The sequence below is a fragment of the Maricaulis sp. B-26 genome, from assembly GCF_056857855.1.
On sequence record NZ_JBSXNX010000026.1, the window covers coordinates 1 to 16,627 of the forward strand.

Consider the following 16,627-nt stretch of genomic DNA (forward strand, 5'->3'; position numbering starts at 1 on the left):
CGGGCTCCCTCTCGAAACCGGTCTGGACAGACAGTCAGCGCTTTTGCTGCCTCTCCGAACCGATGGCCACCACCGGGCCCTGTCGCGGTCAGCCGACAGGGACGGGCAGGCTCCGTACTCCCCGCACCCCCGGCGAACCAGGCCGGGCCTCGAGCGGTGCGAGAACGGGAGTGAGTCTAAGCCGGGTTTTAAGGGTGGGGATAAGTTCGATTCAAAACGCGCCAGACTTGTCATCCCGGACACATGCCCGGCCCTGAGCCGGGCGGAGATCCGGGACCCATACGCCCGGTGCCGGCCGGAAGCAGGCGCCGCGTGGATAGGGAGCCGGCTTTCGTCAAGTCCCGTTGAAAAACACGGGAACAGGAAAATACGGAGGAATCTACGGGGACACACACCATTTCCAATAGCGCCACCCCGTCAATCGGTTTCACGTTTCCCCCGGTTTCACGTTTCCCCGGTCGGTCGCCGTCCCTACTCGAACCGCACCCGGACCGGCGTGCGCCGCCCCGGGCCCTGCATGGCTGTGCGGACTTGGGAGTGGAAGCGGAAATTGGTCATCATGACCTGGTCGTCGAAGGTCTCGGCGAGGAGAGCGTTGTCGACGATGAAGGCATCCTGCGAGGCTGGCTCGGGGGCGGAGAAATAGATCCAGATGAATTCGCCGTCGATCTCGGCGCCGACATAGTCGATCGCCATGACCCGGCCTTCGCCGTCGGCTACGCGGAAATGCGCGCCGGCATAGTCGCCGACCGCTTCAAGCCCCTCGTCCGTGGCGACGAAATCGGACGCTTCCTCCTCCAGACGATCTAGGGCCTCCATCAGGTCGTGGGCATAGAGGCGGTGCAAGATTTCCATTTCCGAGGTGCGCGGATTGACCGCGATCTCGGTGACACCGGCATGCACCCGGTGTGCGAATGACGGGGCTGCCGCGATGAGCAGCCCCGCCAGAGCAGCGATGAGGATACGAACCGGTTTCATCCGGGCTCCCCTGCGTCCCGCTTACTGCGGACGCGTACGGACCGAGTCGCGCGTCACGCGCAGGTCCATATCGTCCATCATGGTCTGGTTGCGGTCGCTGGACCGGTAGACCTCGAGCCGGGTCGGCTCGATGCGCGGCGGGAAGTAATTGTCCGAACGGTCGGCATCGGCGGTCTCCCAGAGCGGGTCGAGCTCTACCGAGACGACCTGGCGGTCCGTCACATAGGTCCAGGTGACCTCGTCGGGATTATAGCGCCAGACTTCCGCCGGGATGCGGACCATGTCCGTGCCGCCGTCCGCGAAGGTGAATTCGAGGATGATCGGCATCACCACGCCGCCCTGATTGGTAAAGTCGAGATAATAGACGCGCGTATCGCTATCCATGATCTCCGCTTCCCAGTCTTCCAGATCCTCGCGGACGCCTTCATAGGCCTCGCGCTCGCGATTGGTGACGGTGAACGCATCGTTCTCGGAGTAGAAATCGATCACTTCCGGATTGCGCTCGGCATAGGTTGCGATGCCGTCCCGGCGATTGTTCAGCTGGGTCCGGCTTTCCGGCTCGGCCGCGTCGGCGACGCGTTCGCGGGCATTCTCGACTTCCGGATTCTCCGTATCCAGCGTGCCCTCGATGACCCGGTCGAGCGAAATGTCGACATGGTCGGTCGAGTAGAACCAGCCGCGCCAGAACCAGTCGAGATCGACGCCCGACACCTCTTCCATCGTGCGGAAGAAGTCGTAGGGCGTCGGCCGGCGGAAGCGCCAGCGCTCGGCATAGGTGCGGAAGGCCTCGTCGAAGAGCTCGCGGCCCAGCACGGTCTCGCGCAGCACGACCAGCGCCGTCGCCGGCTTGCCATAGGCATTGCTGCCGAACTGAAGGATGGAGTCCGACTGCGTCATGATCGGCATCTGCGTGGAGGATGCCATGTAGTCCGCGATCAGGTCCGGATCGCCGCGGCGGGACGGGAAGTCCTCCTCCCACTGACGCTCGGCCTGGAATTGCAGGAAGGTGTTGAGGCCTTCATCCATCCAGGTCCACTGGCGCTCGTCGGAGTTCACCGTCATCGGGAAATAGATGTGGCCGATCTCGTGAATGATCACGCCGATCAGGCCGCGCTTCGCCGTGCGCGAATAGGACAGATTGCCGTCATCATCGACCACCGGACGGCCATAGGTGCCGCCATTGAAGGTGATCATCGGATACTCCATGCCGCCCTGCGGACCGGCGATGGATTGCGCCACCGGGTACGGGTACGGGAACGCGAAGGAGTTGTAGACGTCCAGCGTGTGCTCGACGGCCCGGGTCGAGAAGGTCGACCAGAGCGGCTCGCTCTCGTTTGGATAGAAGGACATCGCCATGACGAGGTCGGGCGCGTCGCCCTGCCCGTCCTGTTCGACGCCCACGGCATCCCAGATGAATTTCCGGCTGCCGGCCCAGGCGAAGTCACGGACGTTTTCAGCACGGAACTCCCAGGTGGCAGGCGAGCGGGTACCGCGGCGCTCGTTTGCGCGGGCTTCCGCCGGGGTCACGATGAAGACCGGCTCGTCGGCCGTGCGGGCCTCTTCCAGACGATCGCGCTGGGCCTGTGTCAGCACCTCGTCGGGATTCTGCAGCTCGCCCGTGGCCGAGACGATGAAGTCCTGCGGCACGGTGATCGAGACGTCGTAATCGCCGAATTCGAGTGTGAATTCGCCGCGGCCGAGGAAGGCCTTGTTGTGCCAGCCCTCATAATCGGAAAAGGCCGCCGCACGCGGGAACCATTGTGCGATCTGGTAGATGCAGTCGCCGCCGGTATCCTCGGTTTCCTCGAAGCATTCCCAGCCGGCGCGTCCGCCGATGACCTGGGTCTCGATCAGGCGGTAATCCCACTCGATCGTGAAGGTCACGCTCTCGCCGGTCTCGAGGGTGTCGTCGAGATCGATGCGCATCAGCGTGTCGACGATGGTGTGATCCATCGGATTGCCGTCGGCATCGGTGACGGCGGTAATGTTGAAGCCGTACCCGTCTTCCGACATTTGCTGATGACGGCGGAGGGTGCGGGCGGAAATGCCCTCCGGCATGGTGCCGCCGACACGGCTGGAGGAGCGGCCACCGCCCCCGACCGTCGCGGTCATCACGGCCATGGAATCGGCGCGGAAACGGTTCTGGTCGAGCAGGAACCAGAGGAAATCCAGCTCGTCCGGCGCATTGTTTGTATAGGTGATCGTCTCGGTGCCGAAGAGGTGTTTCTCGGTCTCGTCGAGCCGGATGTCGATATCGTAATCGACCTGCTGCTGCCAGTATTCGTGACCCGGCGCACCGGTGGCCCGGCGCTCGTCATTCGGCGAGGGCCAGTCCTCGTCCTCGAGCTGGCGGAAGGCATCGCGCCAGTCGTTCACGGTCTGTTGAATCGGCTGCGCGGCTGCGACATTGAAGCTCGCAACCGCGCCTGCCATGACAATCATGTTCAGCGTACGCATCTCATTCCCCATTCCCCGTTATTCGGGATTCATTCGGGAGAATATGTAGCGTTCCGTGCAGGTATCGTCACCCACGCTTGCTGAATTGTAAGAATTCAGACGGCCTCGCCTTCGGCTGCCACCGGTTCCGGCGCCGGTTCGGCCGGAGCCGATCCGCGGTTCACGAGGCACAGGATCCAGGCGCCCATGCCGATAAACCAGACGATGAGGCCGGCTACGGTGCCGAGTCCCGGGATGACGCCGAGCGCGACGACGATTCCCATGACCAGCAGGAAGGACAGCGCCCGCATGCCGAGGCCCATCCGGCCGTCATTGCGCTGGCGGTTGAAGATCAGATCGCCGACCGCGATCCCGCCGAAGGCGAAGGCCAGCCACATGACCAGCGGATAGATTGCCAGCCAGAGCAGCGGGATCAGCAATGCGCCGACCACGGTCAGAGCCAGAATGACGGTCATCACGCTGACCAGGATGACGGACATCGGCACGGCGATGAAACCCACGAGGCCCGAGCTCAGCGGACGCCGGCGGAAGGCACCGGCAATTCCGCCCACGCCCTGCGGCGCGACCAGCACAGCGAGCATGCCGAGCAGGAAGGCGCTCGCGGCAAAGGCGATACCGATAAAGCGGAAGGGTGCGCCGATCAGCTCCCAGGGACCGTCGATTTCGATATCGAGGTCGTCCCAGTCCTTGGCGCCGAAATTGAAGTCCTCGAAGGTGTAATCCGAGCCGCCGCCGATCGTGGCACCTTCGGCGATCACCGGCTCGACCGGCGCGAAGCTGACGAGACGTCCGGTAATGACCGCACTGTCGAGCACGTAGATTTCCTCGGCCATCACCTCCACATCGCCGTGAAAAGTGCCGGAAAGCGTGATTTCGCCGCCCTCGAGCTCGATCCGGCCGTGCTGGACTCCTTCGAAAGAGACCTCACCACCGACCATCTCGGTTTCGCCGAAAAATTCGCTGGAAGACAGGACGCGGACCTCGCCGCCGCCCAGATGCGTATCTCCCTGCACCCGGGCGTCGACCGTGACCATGCCACCGGCCGCCTTGAGCGAACCACCGACCTCGCCGCCGACGTTTACATCGCCACCGGCGACCTTCACGTCATCTGCGACATCCGCATCGATATCCACGTCGCCGCCAGCGATATCGACATCGCCATCGACCGTGCCGCGGATATTCAGATCGCCGCCGAGGAATTCGATATCGCCATGCACGACAGCATCGATATCGCCCTCACCGGCCACGGCGTGGATATTGCCGTCGATTTCCCCGGAGACATCAAGTTCGCCTCCGAGGAAGATCACGTCGTGACGGCTGCCGTCGATGACGACATCACCGCCGATAACCTGAGCCTGGGCGGAGCCCGCCCACATCGTAGCGGCCAGCCCCATGGCCATGATCATTGTCTTGATCGTCATTGTCCTACTCCCTGCGCCCCCCGGCGGTCAGGTTGAGAAAAAGCAAGCCGTTACCGGCTCAGTCGTCGAGGATGTCGTCGCAATCGCGACCGTCGCGCGGCACGAAATTCAGCCCGGGCACGGAGGCGTTGCCGGACATCTCCGGAGCGTTTTCCGCCCAGACGTTCAGCGCGCCGCCGATATTGGCGCCGTTTTCGAAGCGCACCGTGCGGGCGCAAACATCACCGCCGTCGCGAACCGTGCCCGAAATCACGACCAGGCCGTGTTCAGGGTCGCCCATCCGCCGGCGCTTCAATTCCTCCGCTGCGACCAGTTTGAACCGGCCGGCGACGTCGCCGGAAAATTCGACATGATCCGCCTGTGCGACCAGGCCGTCTTCGAAACGTGCGGTGAGGTTCATGTCGGCCGCGGCCAGGGAGGCTTCGCCCCGGACCCGGCCCGCCACATCGAGATCGCCCGCGGCGATACTCAGTTCGTCGCCCGCCTCGCCGTCGAATTCCACATCGCCGCCGGCGATCGAGATTTCGCCGTCGGCACTGCCGCGGAAGTCGATGTCGCCACCGGCGATAGAGACCTCGCCGCCGACAGTCAGTCCGTCGATATCGACATCGCCAGCCACCAGGCTGAGATCGCCGCCCAGGCGGCCGCGCAGATTCATGTCGCCCGCCAGCCGGCTGTAATCGCCGTCGCGGTCGAGCACGATATAGCCGCCTTCGCGGTGCTCCTGGCGGAAGATTTTCGAATCATCGCCGTCATCGGCCACGACGACCACGCATCCGGACGTCATCAGGGCGGTCGTTACGCCGCCAGCAAGAAGCCATGCCTTGTGCATGCCAGTCTCCCAATTCGCCCGAACCGCCGATTGCAGCATCGGGTCTACGCTCCCCAGCGTTCTCCCAGAGCTTACATTATCGATTTTCGATATCAAGCAGTTTTTTCGTTTTTCGATAAATTTTTGCTGTAATACGAGATGAAAGACCGGGCTTGGAAGACAAGCTGCACTGCCTCCCCTTCCCTATACGTAATACCCAGCTAAACTCCGCCTCACAGCACGCCCCGGCCATAAGGGGCGCACTTGGGAGGAGTAAATGGCTGACACTTCAGCCGCCGGCGCCACGCCGGCCGAGGCCGTTACGGCTGCATCCGGAAACACGGATGAGACGATCTATCACGGCGCCCCGTTCAACCTGGCCAGAATCCGCAAGTCGGTCTTCGCCGCCCTGCTTGATTCAAAGCGCCGGTACGGCGGCAAGAAGATCGCAGCCATCGATGCGGACGGCCGCGAGGTCAGCTTCGGCGACCTGACCAAGGGCGCCTTCGCGCTCGGTCATGCGCTCAAGCCGGGCACGGAGCCGGGCGAAGCTCTTGGTGTCCTTCTGCCGACCGGCGTGGGCGCGATCATCGCCTTCTACGCCCTCTCTGCCTATGGCCGTGTGCCGGCCATGCTCAATTTCACCGCCGGCCCCCGCGCGCTCAAGGCGGCCTGCACGGCATGCAAGGCGAAGAAGATCGTGACCGCGCGCCGCTTCATCGAACTGGGCGAACTTCAGGAGCTCGAGGCCGAGCTGAAGAAGGATCACGAGCTGATCTATCTGGAGGATGTGCGCGAGAACCTGACCACAATGGACAAGATCGCCGCCGCCGTCGGCATGGTCCTGCCCTTCGCCGTGCGCGCCCACCCGGATCCCGATTCGGCCGCGGTCTATCTCTTCACCTCCGGCACGGAGGGCGATCCGAAGGGGGTCGTGCTTTCGCATGCCAACCTGCTCGCCAATGTCGAACAGGTCCGCGACCATATCGAGATCCTGCCCACGGACATCCTGTTCAACCCGTTGCCCACCTTCCACTGTTTCGGTCTGACCGGCGGCGTGCTGGTCCCGCTCGGCCTGGGCATTCCGGCGATCTGCCACCCCACGCCCCTGCAGGCCAAGACGATCGTGAAGCGGATCGCGGAGACCAAGGCGACGATCCTGTTCGCGACAGACACTTTCATGAACCAGTATGCCCGTGCCGCAGACGAAGGAGACCTCTCCTCCCTGCGCTTCGCCGTGTGCGGCGCGGAACGGGTCAAGGACGAAACCCGCTCGGCCCTCCGCCGACGGTTCAATCTTGAAATCGTCGAGGGCTACGGCCTGACCGAAGCGGCTCCAGTGCTCTCGGTCAATCAGCCGCAGAACAACCATCCGGGCACGGTCGGCCAGCTCATGCCGGGCTGCCAGGCCAGGCTGGTCCCGGTACCGGGCATCGATGATGGCGGCCAGCTCCACATCAAGGGCCCGAACATCATGAAGGGCTATATCCGGCCGACCGCCCCGCTCGAGATCGAGGAACCGGTCGAAGGCTGGCACGATACGGGCGATATCGTCACCATCGATGATGAGGGCTTCCTGCGTATTCGCGGCCGGGTAAAGCGCTTCGCCAAACTGGGCGGGGAAATGGTCTCGCTGGCCGTGGTCGAGAATTGCGCCACCTCGCTCTGGCCGGACAATATGCACGCCGCTGCGGCGATCCCGGACAAGCGCAAGGGCGAGCAGATCATCCTGCTCACCGACTACCCCAAGGCCGACCGGGCCGACCTCGTCGCGTTTGCCCGCAATCACGGCATCAGCGAGCTCGCCATCCCGCGCAAGATCGTCCATGTCGACTCGATCCCGGTTCTCGGTACCGGCAAGACCGATTACGGCAATGTGCAGAAGACGGTCGAGGCCATGATGACGGAAAAGGCCGCGCCTGAACCGGCGCAGTAGTAAGGACAAGAACCTGCAGAAATAAGCGCCGCGTGGGGCCTACGCGGCGCTTTCTTTTTGTCCGGCCCTGAACGGCAAACGCTAGATGTGGATCACCTTGCCGTAGGCGTCGAGCACGCTTTCATGCATCATTTCCGACAGGGTCGGATGCGGGAAGACGGTGTGCATGAGCTCGGCTTCGGTGCTCTCCAGCTCGCGTGCGATCGCATAGCCCTGGATCATCTCCGTGACTTCCGGACCGACCATGTGGGCGCCGAGGAGCTCGCCCGTCTTGGCGTCGAATACGGTCTTCACCAGGCCCTGATCGTCGCCCAGCGCGATCGCCTTGCCGTTTCCGACGAAGGGGAAGCGGCCGACCTTCACCTCATGCCCGGCTTCCTTCGCCTTGGCTTCGGTCAGACCGACGGAGGCGACCTGCGGGTGGCAATAGGTGCAGCCCGGGATATTCGACGTCTCGAAGGCATGTACGTCTTCGCCGGCGATCTTCTCAACGCAGACGATGCCCTCATGGCTCGCCTTGTGTGCCAGCCAGGGCGGCCCGGCGACGTCGCCGATGGCGTAGAGCCCCTTTACGTTCGTCCTGCCGAAGCCGTCATTGACGACATGGCCGCGCTCGATTTTCACGCCGAGCGATTCCAGGCCCAGATTTTCGACATTGCCGGTAATCCCGATGGCGAGGATGACCTTCTCGACCTCGACGGTCTCGGTCTTGCCCTTGGCGGTCTTCACCTGGACCTTCACGGTCTTGCCAGACTTGTCGAGCTTTTCGACCTGGGCGGAGGTCATCAGCTTCATGCCCTGCTTCTTGAAGCTCTTGCCGGCGAAGCTGGAAATCTCCTCGTCCTCGACGGGCAGGACGCGATCCATCATCTCGACGACGGTCACCTCGGCACCCATCGTGCGGTAGAAGCTGGCGAACTCGATCCCGATCGCGCCGGAGCCGATCACCAGAATCGATTTCGGCATTTCCTTCGGCGTCATCGCCTCGCGATAGGTCCAGATCTTGTCGCCGTCCGGCTCGAGCCCGGCCTGCGGCACGGTCCGCGCGCGGGCGCCCGTCGCGAGGATGACGTGTTTGGCGTTGTAGCGGTCCTTGCCGACCACGACGGCCGGGGCATCCTTGCCCTTCTCGAGCTTGGCCTCGCCCTCGATCACCGTGATCTTGTGCTTCTTCATGAGCATGCCGATCCCGCCCGATAACCGTCCGGCAACGCCGCGCGAGCGCTTCACGATTCCCTCGACGTCGAACCCGACCTTCTCCGCCGAAAGACCGAAATCCTTCGCATTCTGCATGAGATGGTAGACCTCGGCTGTTCGCAGCAAGGCCTTGGTGGGGATACAGCCCCAGTTGAGACAGATGCCCCCGAGTTCGGCGCGCTCGACGATCGCCGTCTTGAAACCGAGCTGGGAAGCACGGATCGCCGTGACGTAGCCGCCCGGTCCACTTCCGATCACGATGACGTCGTAAGCCTTGTCCTCAGCCATGGGGCACCTCTTATTTCACATGCGAAATATACAGCTGGCGAATGAGTGACGCTTACCAGCGGGCCGCCGGCTTAGCAATGCTGCTGCACGTTGTGGGATTTCGCCAATAACGTCCGGTGGCCAGGTATTGCCCATCCAGGCGCACGCCGCCCTGTTTTTCCGTCAGACATTGCGGTTCTGGTAGCGGTTGCGGAATCACACACGGCGTTTCTGCCCGCCCTCACCGCGGGTCAAGCCGTATGCCGTACGGTCGTCCGTCAGATATCCTCGACTTCCGTTGTCAGAGCGCTGTCAGGATTATCGCCGGTGTTCACGACCCCGGATTTCTCGATCAGCAGCATGTGCACGACCTCCGTCTTCGCGACGGGCCTGTGCCGAACGCCCTTCGGGATCACGCACAGCTCGCCAGGCCCGAGAAGCACCGGTTCGTCGCCCTCGATCTCGATCCGCAATATCCCGCGCGTGACCAGGAAGAGTTCGTCCTCGCCTTCATGGCTGTGCCAGTCGAAACTCCCTGACGCCTTCGCCAGCTTGACCTCGTAATCATCCATACGGGCAATACGTTTGGGCGACCAGGTGTCGTCGAATTGGGCGTGCTTGTCGCTGAGCGACACAACAGGCACGGTCATGGCAAGCTCCGGGTCTGCTATACTGGCGACGCACCGGCCGGCACGCGCATGGGACGCTACACGGTTTCGCGGGGAAACGGGAATGGGACGGAACAGCGATCTCGATCACCTGTTGAGACATATGCGCCCCGTGCTGGAAGCGGAGCGCTATGTCTTCGCCACGCTCGATCCGGGCTTGCCAGTGCCTTACGGTCTCGAAGCGCGCATGCAGTTCAGGGAAGCCGAAGGCACGACACTGATCGTCGAGGCCGGTGCCGCAGCCGCGGCCGGGCTGGAGACCAGCTTTCCCTGCCGCTGCCTCTCCCTGACCATAAACTCCTCGCTCGACGCAGTCGGTTTCATGGCCGCGATTTCCGGTGCACTGGCGGAGGACGGAATCAGCTGCAATGCGGTCGCCGGATATTTTCACGACCACATCTTCGTGCCGGAGGCGGACGCCGAGCGTGCCCTCGCCTGTCTGCAGGCGCTCTCCGGCCGTCATGGCGGCGAATTCGATTGACGGGCCGCGGGGGCGAGCCTAAGAGCCGCGCTCCTCTTGAGCGGACCCACGGATTTGACGCACCTCGCCCCGGCCCTGACGGGCCTGCCCTGTTTCGATACGGACCAGCTGTGCGGCATGATCGCCGAGCGTGGATGGGCCGTCATGCGCCTTCAGGACACCGGCATGCTGGCGGCGCTCCGCGAACAGGTCCGGAGCCTCTCGGAGAGCGAGGCGCTTACCCCGGCGGGGATCGGGCGCGCCGATGATCACGAACTGACCACCCGCATCCGGCGCGACAAGACGCGCTGGCTCGATCCGGGCCAGGAGACGGACAGGCTCTACCTCGATTTCGCCGAAGACCTTCGCCTGAGCGTGAATGCCCGGCTCATGCTGGGCCTCTTCGCCTTCGAGGCTCACTACGCCGTCTACGAGCCCGGCGCCTTCTACAAACAGCATGTCGACAGTTTCCGCGGCGCTCGCAATCGCGTGCTGTCCACGGTGCTCTATCTCAATCCCGACTGGTCGCGTGAGGATGGCGGGCTCTTGCGTATCTTCGATCCCGAGAGCGGTGTCACGGAGGCGGAAGTCCTGCCGGAATTCGGAACGCTCGCCGCCTTCCTGAGCGAGGAAATTCCCCACGAAGTCGCGCTATCTCACCGGGAACGCTTCTCGATCGCGGGCTGGCACCGCTGCAATGATCTGGGTCGCGCACCTGCCCTGCAGGCGCGCACCCTTCCGATCGCACCGTCATAGCGCGGCTCAGGCGAGCGGACGGGCCGGCGTCGGGCGGCCGGCATCGTCCAACGCGACCATGACATATTGCGCCGCGCCGACCTTGCGGCGCTCGCCACTCATCATGTCCTCGGCATCGGCGGTGACGTCCACCGTCATAGAGGTACGCCCGACGGACGACACCTCGGCGATCACGTCGAGCAGCTCGCCTTCCCTGGTCGGGGCGATGAAGTCGATCTTGTCCGACGCGGCCATGCCGACATCCGTACGCGTATGGCGCGAGGCCGCGATATAGGCGGCCCGTCCCATCACGGACATGGCATTCCCGCCGAAGAGCTGGCCGAGATGATTGGTATCGCCCGGAAAGACGAGCTGGAGCGTGCGGGCATAGCCCGCCGGCGAGGCCGCGAAATCCGGCTTCGCGTCCGGCGAAGGCGGCAGACGGTCCGGATTGGTCTTGCGGTCGGCGGCGACCATGGTGAAGGCCCCGCGCGTACACACATGTCGCGCGCCGGTGCGCAGATTTTCCGCCGCCAGCTCGACATCCACGATCATGGAGGTCCGGCCGACCATACGCACCTGCCCGGTCAGTTCGACCAGATCGCCGACATGGGCCGGCGCCACGAAATCCAGCTTGTCGCAGGACGCCGTCACGAATGGCCGGCGGGCATGACGCGCCGCGATCAGGAAGGCGATCTTGTCCATCTCCGCCATCGCCGCCCCACCGAAATACGAACCCTGGTGGTTCGTCTGGTGCGGAAAGACGAGATCGGTATGCCGGATCTCGGCGAGGTGTGCAGGTTGGGTCACGATCCCACCTACATCAGCATGGTCATCGGGTCTTCGACGAAGGTCTTGAAGGCCTGCAGCCATTTCGCGCCGGTGGCGCCGTCGACCACGCGGTGATCGCAGGTCAGCGTGACCGTCATCACCGTGGCGATGGCCAGCGCACCGTCCTTGACCACCGGGCGCTGCTCGCCCTGGCCGACCGACATGATCATGCCCTGGGGCGGGTTGATGATGGAGGAGAAGCTGTCGATCCCGAACATGCCGAGATTGGAGAGCGAGAAGGTTCCGCCCTGGAACTCCTCCGGCTTCAGCTTGCGGTCGCGGGCGCGCGTCGCGAGGTCCTTGGTCTCGATGGAGATATCGACCAGGCCTTTGGTGTCCGCGTCCTTGATGATCGGCGTGATGAGACCGCCTTCGATGGCCACCGCCATCGAGACGTCGGCATGCTTGTGCCGCGCGATCATGCCGCCCTCGATCCAGGACGAGTTGGCAGCCGGTACTTTCTTCAGCGCCATGGCCGCCGCCTTGATCAGGATGTCGTTGACCGAGACCTTGGCGCCGTCCTTCTCCGCCGCAGCGTTCACGCGCTTGCGGAAGTCGAGCAGCGCATCGATCCGGCAATCCACATTGAGCGGGAAGTGCGGGATGTCCCGGAAGCTCTCCGAGAGACGCTTGGCCGAGATCTTGGTGATATTGTCGGCCTTTTCGAGATCGTAGCGGTCGCGGGCAATGCCATAGGCGGCCAGCGGATCGTCCATGTCCACCGGCGCAGCCGCCGCCTCCGACGCCCCGGAGGTCTTCGCGGCAGGCTCGGCATCGATCACGTCACGCTTCACGATCCGTCCGTAAGGGCCCGAGCCCTCGATCGTTTTCAGGTCCAGGCCTTTCTCGTCCGCGATCCGGCGCGCCAGCGGGCTGGCCTTGATGCGGTCGCCATCCTTGGACGGCGGGGGCGGCGCCTTGCTCTCGGCCGGCTTGTCCTCGAGCGGACGCTTGCCGGACGATTTGGACGCTGCCGGCTTGTCCTCTGACTTGGTCCCTGACTTTTCGTCAGCCTTGGCTTCAGACTTTTCCTCGGCCTTGCCATCCGACGATCCGGCCTTGTCCAGCGCGCTCTCGTCCTCGCCGTCCTCGAGCAGGATCGCGATGACGGCATTGACCTTCACGCCTTCCGTCCCCTCGTCGACGAGGAGCTTGCCGACGACGCCCTCGTCGACGGCCTCGACTTCCATCGTCGCCTTGTCGGTCTCGATCTCGGCGATCACATCGCCGCTCTCGACCGTATCGCCTTTCTTGACGTGCCATTTGGCCAGCGTGCCCTCTTCCATGGTGGGCGACAGGGCGGGCATCAGGATTTCGATCGACATGACGGTCAGTCCTCTATCAGGCCTCGTTCGCGAGGTCCGGATTGATCTCGTTGATATTCTTTTCCCAGTTCGCGCCATCGAACTCCTGGAAGCGGAGCTGAAGATTGGCATCCTCGTCGAGGCAGCGCAGATTGACGGACCAGCCGTCGGGATGGGATCGCGGCACATAGAACGGCTTCACGCCGCATTTGGAACAGAAGGTGTGCTTGGCCGTATGCGTGCCGAACGTATAGGTCGTCAGGCTCTCGGCACCGCGCTCGATCTTCAGATCGTCCTTCTCGACGAAAAGATGGATGAAGCCGGTCTTCGAACACATCGAACAATTGCACGACACCGCCACCACGCTGTCCGGCAGGTTCACCGCAAAGGTAACCTCCCCGCAATGACACTCGCCGGTTCGCCAGGATTTTTGGGGAGATGCCATCCGATCTACTCCGCGTAACAGACGGCTTTCGCCGCTTTCACGATATCCTCGACTCCCGGCAGGGAGAGTTTTTCCAGATTGCCGGCATAGGGCAGCGGAACGTCGGCCTGGTGGACGCGGGCGGGCGGGGCGTCGAGATAGTCGAAGGCCTCGGCGGTGACGACGGCGGCGATCTCCGCGCCGACGCCCATCCGGCCCCAGCCTTCCTCGGCGCAGACGATGCGATTGGTCTTCTTGACCGATTCCACGACCGTATCGGTGTCCAGCGGGCGCAGGGTGCGCAGGTCGATCACCTCGGCCTCGATCCCCTCCTCCGCCAGTTTCCCGGCCGCTTCCAGCGCGAAGCCGACCATGCGCGAGTGCGCGGTGATCGTCACGTCGCTGCCTTCGCGGCGCACCTTGGCCTTGCCGATCGGCAGCACCCAGTCGTCCACGTCCGGGACGTCGAAGGTTTCGCCGTAGATCAGCTCGTGCTCGAGGAAGACGACCGGGTTCGGGTCGCGGATGGCGGCCTTGAGCAGGCCCTTGGCGTCGGCCGCGTCATAAGGCGCGATCACCTTGAGACCGGGCACATTGGCGTACCAGGCGGAATAGTCCTGGGAGTGCTGGGCGCCGACCCGGCTGGCGGCCGAGTTAGGGCCGCGGAAGACGATGGGACAGCCCATCTGTCCGCCGGACATGTAGAGCGTCTTGGCCGCCGAATTGATGATCTGGTCGATCGCCTGCATGGCGAAGTTGAAGGTCATGAATTCGACGATCGGCTTCAGCCCGTTGAAGGCCGCACCGACGCCGAGGCCGGCAAAACCGTGCTCGGTGATCGGCGTGTCGACGACGCGCTTGGGCCCGAATTCGGCGAGCAGGCCGCGCGTCACCTTGTAGGCGCCTTCGTATTCGGCGACTTCCTCGCCCATCACGAAGACCGTGTCGTCGCGGCGCATTTCCTCGGCCATCGCGTCGCGGAGCGCATCGCGGACCGTGGTCTCGACCATCTTGGCGTCGGACGGAATATCGGGATCGCTGGCCGACGGCGCGCTGTAATCGATCACGCGCACATCGCCCTCTCCCCCTTCGTCCGCTTCGCGGCCACTTCCCCCGTCGGGGGAAGACGATTCCTCGTCTTGTCCTCCCCCCTCGGGGGAGGTGTCAGCAGAGCTGACGGAGGGGGACGGCGCCTCGACGCTGTCGGCGTCCTCGCCCTCTTCAGCGAGGATCGCGATCGGCGAGTTGACCTTCACGTTCTCCGTGCCCTCATCGACGAGGAGTTTGGCGACCACGCCCTCCTCGACGGCTTCGACTTCCATCGTCGCCTTGTCGGTTTCGATCTCGGCAATGACGTCACCGCTCTCCACGGTATCGCCTTCCTTGATCAGCCATTTGGCCAGCGTGCCCTCTTCCATGGTGGGCGACAGGGCAGGCATGAGAACTTCGATCGACATGAGTGCGTATCCCTATGTCAGATAACGGGTTTCCGGATGTCAGCCATTGGCCGCCTCCGGCTTGTAGCGCAGCGCGTGCTCGCGCATTTTTTCGGCGAAATCCACCAGCGTGTTGAGCGGGCGGATGAAGACTTCAAGACGGGTCATCCGGCCGGCTTCGTCCAGCGTGATCCGGTCCAGACCGACCAGGCCCTTGCCGTCGACCGTGCCGGTGAATTCCAGCATGAGATCGTCGCCGTCGACCCATTCCTTGCGATAGTCGAAATTCTCGACCGTCGAGATCACGCCCATCAGGATGTGAAGGATGTAGCGGGTATCGCTGGAGGGCTTCCACACGACCGGCGAGTGCAGTTCGCACCCCTCGGCCATGATCGACCGGATCCGGTCCTCGTCGCGCTCGCGGACGGCCTGGTGCCATTCGGCGAGGAAGTGCTTCACTTGCGGTGTCATTTCATCTCTCCCCTTTATCGACCCTGGCAGTCGCGCACACCTGCGCCGACAAGGCGACCGCCTTGTACAGTGGCACGAGCGCGAGGGCCGGACATGAGGGAAAACGGATGCTGCAAGCCTACACCTCCACCAGAACGTCGGTGTAGAGTTCGGACGGATCGGGTTCGGGCGAGGACTTGGCGAACTCGGCCGCCTCGTTGACCTCGGCCTTCACCTCCTTGTCGATCGCCTTGAGCTCCTCCTCGGTGGCATGCTTGCCCTCGATGAGACGCTTCTTGATCAGGTCGATCGGGTCGTGGTGCGAGCGGATATCGTCGACTTCCTCGCGCGTGCGGTATTTCGCCGGGTCGGACATGGAGTGGCCGCGATAGCGATAGGTCTTCATCTCGAGGATGTAGGGGCCCTTCCCGTCGCGAGCGTGCTTGATGGCCTTGGCCGCAGCCTTCTTAACGGCCTCGACGTCCATGCCGTCGACCTGTTCGCCGGGAATGCCGAAGGAATTGCCGCGTTTATAGAGCTCGATCTCGGACGAGGCGCGCTTTACCGCCGTGCCCATGGCGTACTGGTTGTTCTCGATCACGTAGACGACAGGCAGGTCCCAGAGCTTGGCCATGTTGAAGCTCTCATAGACCTGGCCCTGATTGGCGGCACCGTCGCCGAAATAGGCCACAGCGACCTTCTTGTTCTCCTTGTAGCGGTCCGCGAAGGCGAGACCGGTACCGAGCGAGACCTGGGCGCCGACGATACCGTGGCCGCCATAGAAATTCTTCTCGCGCGAGAACATGTGCATGGAGCCGCCCTTGCCGCGCGAATAACCGCCCTCGCGGCCGGTGAGCTCGGCCATGACGCCTTTCGGGGTCATGCCGCAGGCGAGCATGTGGGCGTGGTCGCGATAGCCAGTGATGACCTGGTCGCCCTCTTCCAGCGCTGCCTGGACGCCGGACACGACCGCTTCCTGCCCGATATAGAGGTGACAGAAGCCGGCGATCAGGCCCATGCCGTAAAGCTGGCCGGCCTTCTCCTCGAAACGCCGCATCAGCAGCATCTCGCGATAATAGTCCAGCAGCGCCTCTTTCGAGGCCGCCTTGGTCGAGGATTTCGAGCTCGTGGACTTGCTGGTACGCTTGCTAGCCATTTATTCGCACGCGAAATAAAGCTTCGCGCTCCCATCTGACGTTGTTCGCCCCATAGCAGGATCACCCCGCTCGCGGCAAGCTCTGCAATGGACAAG

General features: G+C 63.6%; 15 protein-coding genes. 3 read left to right on the plus strand and 12 right to left on the minus strand.

All coding sequences use genetic code 11. The features are described from left to right. Positions 1-471: 471 nt before the first annotated feature. The 4 genes from AC13HB_RS12355 to AC13HB_RS12370 all read right to left on the minus strand — a co-directional run bounded on the left by AC13HB_RS12355 (position 472) and on the right by AC13HB_RS12370 (position 5,688). The gene (locus tag AC13HB_RS12355) at positions 472-978 is read right to left on the minus strand and encodes a DUF6702 family protein (RefSeq protein WP_482950073.1); all 507 of its coding nucleotides are present in this window, start codon (positions 976-978) and stop codon (positions 472-474) included. Between the two features lie 21 nt (positions 979-999). Next, the gene (locus AC13HB_RS12360) at positions 1,000-3,435 is read right to left on the minus strand and encodes a M1 family metallopeptidase (RefSeq protein ID WP_482950074.1); all 2,436 of its coding nucleotides are present in this window, start codon (positions 3,433-3,435) and stop codon (positions 1,000-1,002) included. Between the two features lie 95 nt (positions 3,436-3,530). Further along, positions 3,531-4,856 (minus strand): hypothetical protein, encoded by a 1,326-nt coding sequence (locus AC13HB_RS12365; RefSeq protein WP_482950075.1) that lies wholly within the window; start codon positions 4,854-4,856, stop codon positions 3,531-3,533. A 58-nt stretch (positions 4,857-4,914) separates the two neighbouring features. Then, on the minus strand, positions 4,915-5,688 hold the full coding sequence (locus AC13HB_RS12370; RefSeq protein ID WP_482950076.1) for a macro domain-containing protein: 774 nt from the start codon (positions 5,686-5,688) through the stop codon (positions 4,915-4,917). Between the two features lie 256 nt (positions 5,689-5,944). Here AC13HB_RS12370 and AC13HB_RS12375 point away from each other — a divergent pair, with 256 nt between their 5' ends. Beyond that, a complete protein-coding gene (locus AC13HB_RS12375) occupies positions 5,945-7,603 on the plus strand; it encodes an AMP-binding protein (protein ID WP_482950077.1) in 1,659 nt (552 codons plus the stop codon). 81 nt (positions 7,604-7,684) lie between these two features. On the opposite strand, the gene lpdA is transcribed toward AC13HB_RS12375, so the two are convergent. Together lpdA and AC13HB_RS12385 are read right to left on the minus strand one after the other, a co-directional pair. Next, positions 7,685-9,088, minus strand: coding sequence for a dihydrolipoyl dehydrogenase (lpdA, locus tag AC13HB_RS12380; protein WP_482950078.1), 1,404 nt, complete (start codon positions 9,086-9,088; stop codon positions 7,685-7,687). A gap of 257 nt (positions 9,089-9,345) precedes the next feature. Then, the gene (locus AC13HB_RS12385; protein WP_482950079.1) at positions 9,346-9,717 is read right to left on the minus strand and encodes a cupin domain-containing protein; all 372 of its coding nucleotides are present in this window, start codon (positions 9,715-9,717) and stop codon (positions 9,346-9,348) included. 82 nt (positions 9,718-9,799) lie between these two features. Here AC13HB_RS12385 and AC13HB_RS12390 point away from each other — a divergent pair, with 82 nt between their 5' ends. After that, positions 9,800-10,216, plus strand: coding sequence for an ACT domain-containing protein (locus AC13HB_RS12390; RefSeq protein ID WP_482950080.1), 417 nt, complete (start codon positions 9,800-9,802; stop codon positions 10,214-10,216). Positions 10,217-10,252: 36 nt separating this feature from the next. Beyond that, positions 10,253-10,951 (plus strand): 2OG-Fe(II) oxygenase, encoded by a 699-nt coding sequence (locus AC13HB_RS12395; RefSeq protein WP_482950081.1) that lies wholly within the window; start codon positions 10,253-10,255, stop codon positions 10,949-10,951. Positions 10,952-10,957: 6 nt separating this feature from the next. Here AC13HB_RS12395 and AC13HB_RS12400 read toward each other — a convergent pair whose 3' ends face one another. From AC13HB_RS12400 to pdhA, 6 genes are all read right to left on the minus strand, one after another. Then, a complete protein-coding gene (locus tag AC13HB_RS12400; protein WP_482950082.1) occupies positions 10,958-11,740 on the minus strand; it encodes an acyl-CoA thioesterase in 783 nt (260 codons plus the stop codon). 8 nt (positions 11,741-11,748) lie between these two features. Further along, the gene (locus tag AC13HB_RS12405; RefSeq protein ID WP_482950083.1) at positions 11,749-13,086 is read right to left on the minus strand and encodes a pyruvate dehydrogenase complex dihydrolipoamide acetyltransferase; all 1,338 of its coding nucleotides are present in this window, start codon (positions 13,084-13,086) and stop codon (positions 11,749-11,751) included. A 16-nt stretch (positions 13,087-13,102) separates the two neighbouring features. Further along, positions 13,103-13,510, minus strand: a complete 408-nt coding sequence (locus AC13HB_RS12410) for a GFA family protein (RefSeq protein WP_482950084.1) — start codon at positions 13,508-13,510, stop codon at positions 13,103-13,105. Positions 13,511-13,515: 5 nt separating this feature from the next. Then, positions 13,516-14,946 (minus strand): pyruvate dehydrogenase complex E1 component subunit beta, encoded by a 1,431-nt coding sequence (locus AC13HB_RS12415; protein ID WP_482950085.1) that lies wholly within the window; start codon positions 14,944-14,946, stop codon positions 13,516-13,518. Between the two features lie 39 nt (positions 14,947-14,985). After that, a complete protein-coding gene (locus AC13HB_RS12420; protein WP_482950086.1) occupies positions 14,986-15,396 on the minus strand; it encodes a nuclear transport factor 2 family protein in 411 nt (136 codons plus the stop codon). A 118-nt stretch (positions 15,397-15,514) separates the two neighbouring features. After that, a complete protein-coding gene (gene pdhA / locus AC13HB_RS12425) occupies positions 15,515-16,531 on the minus strand; it encodes a pyruvate dehydrogenase (acetyl-transferring) E1 component subunit alpha (protein WP_482950087.1) in 1,017 nt (338 codons plus the stop codon). Positions 16,532-16,627 lie beyond the last annotated feature (96 nt).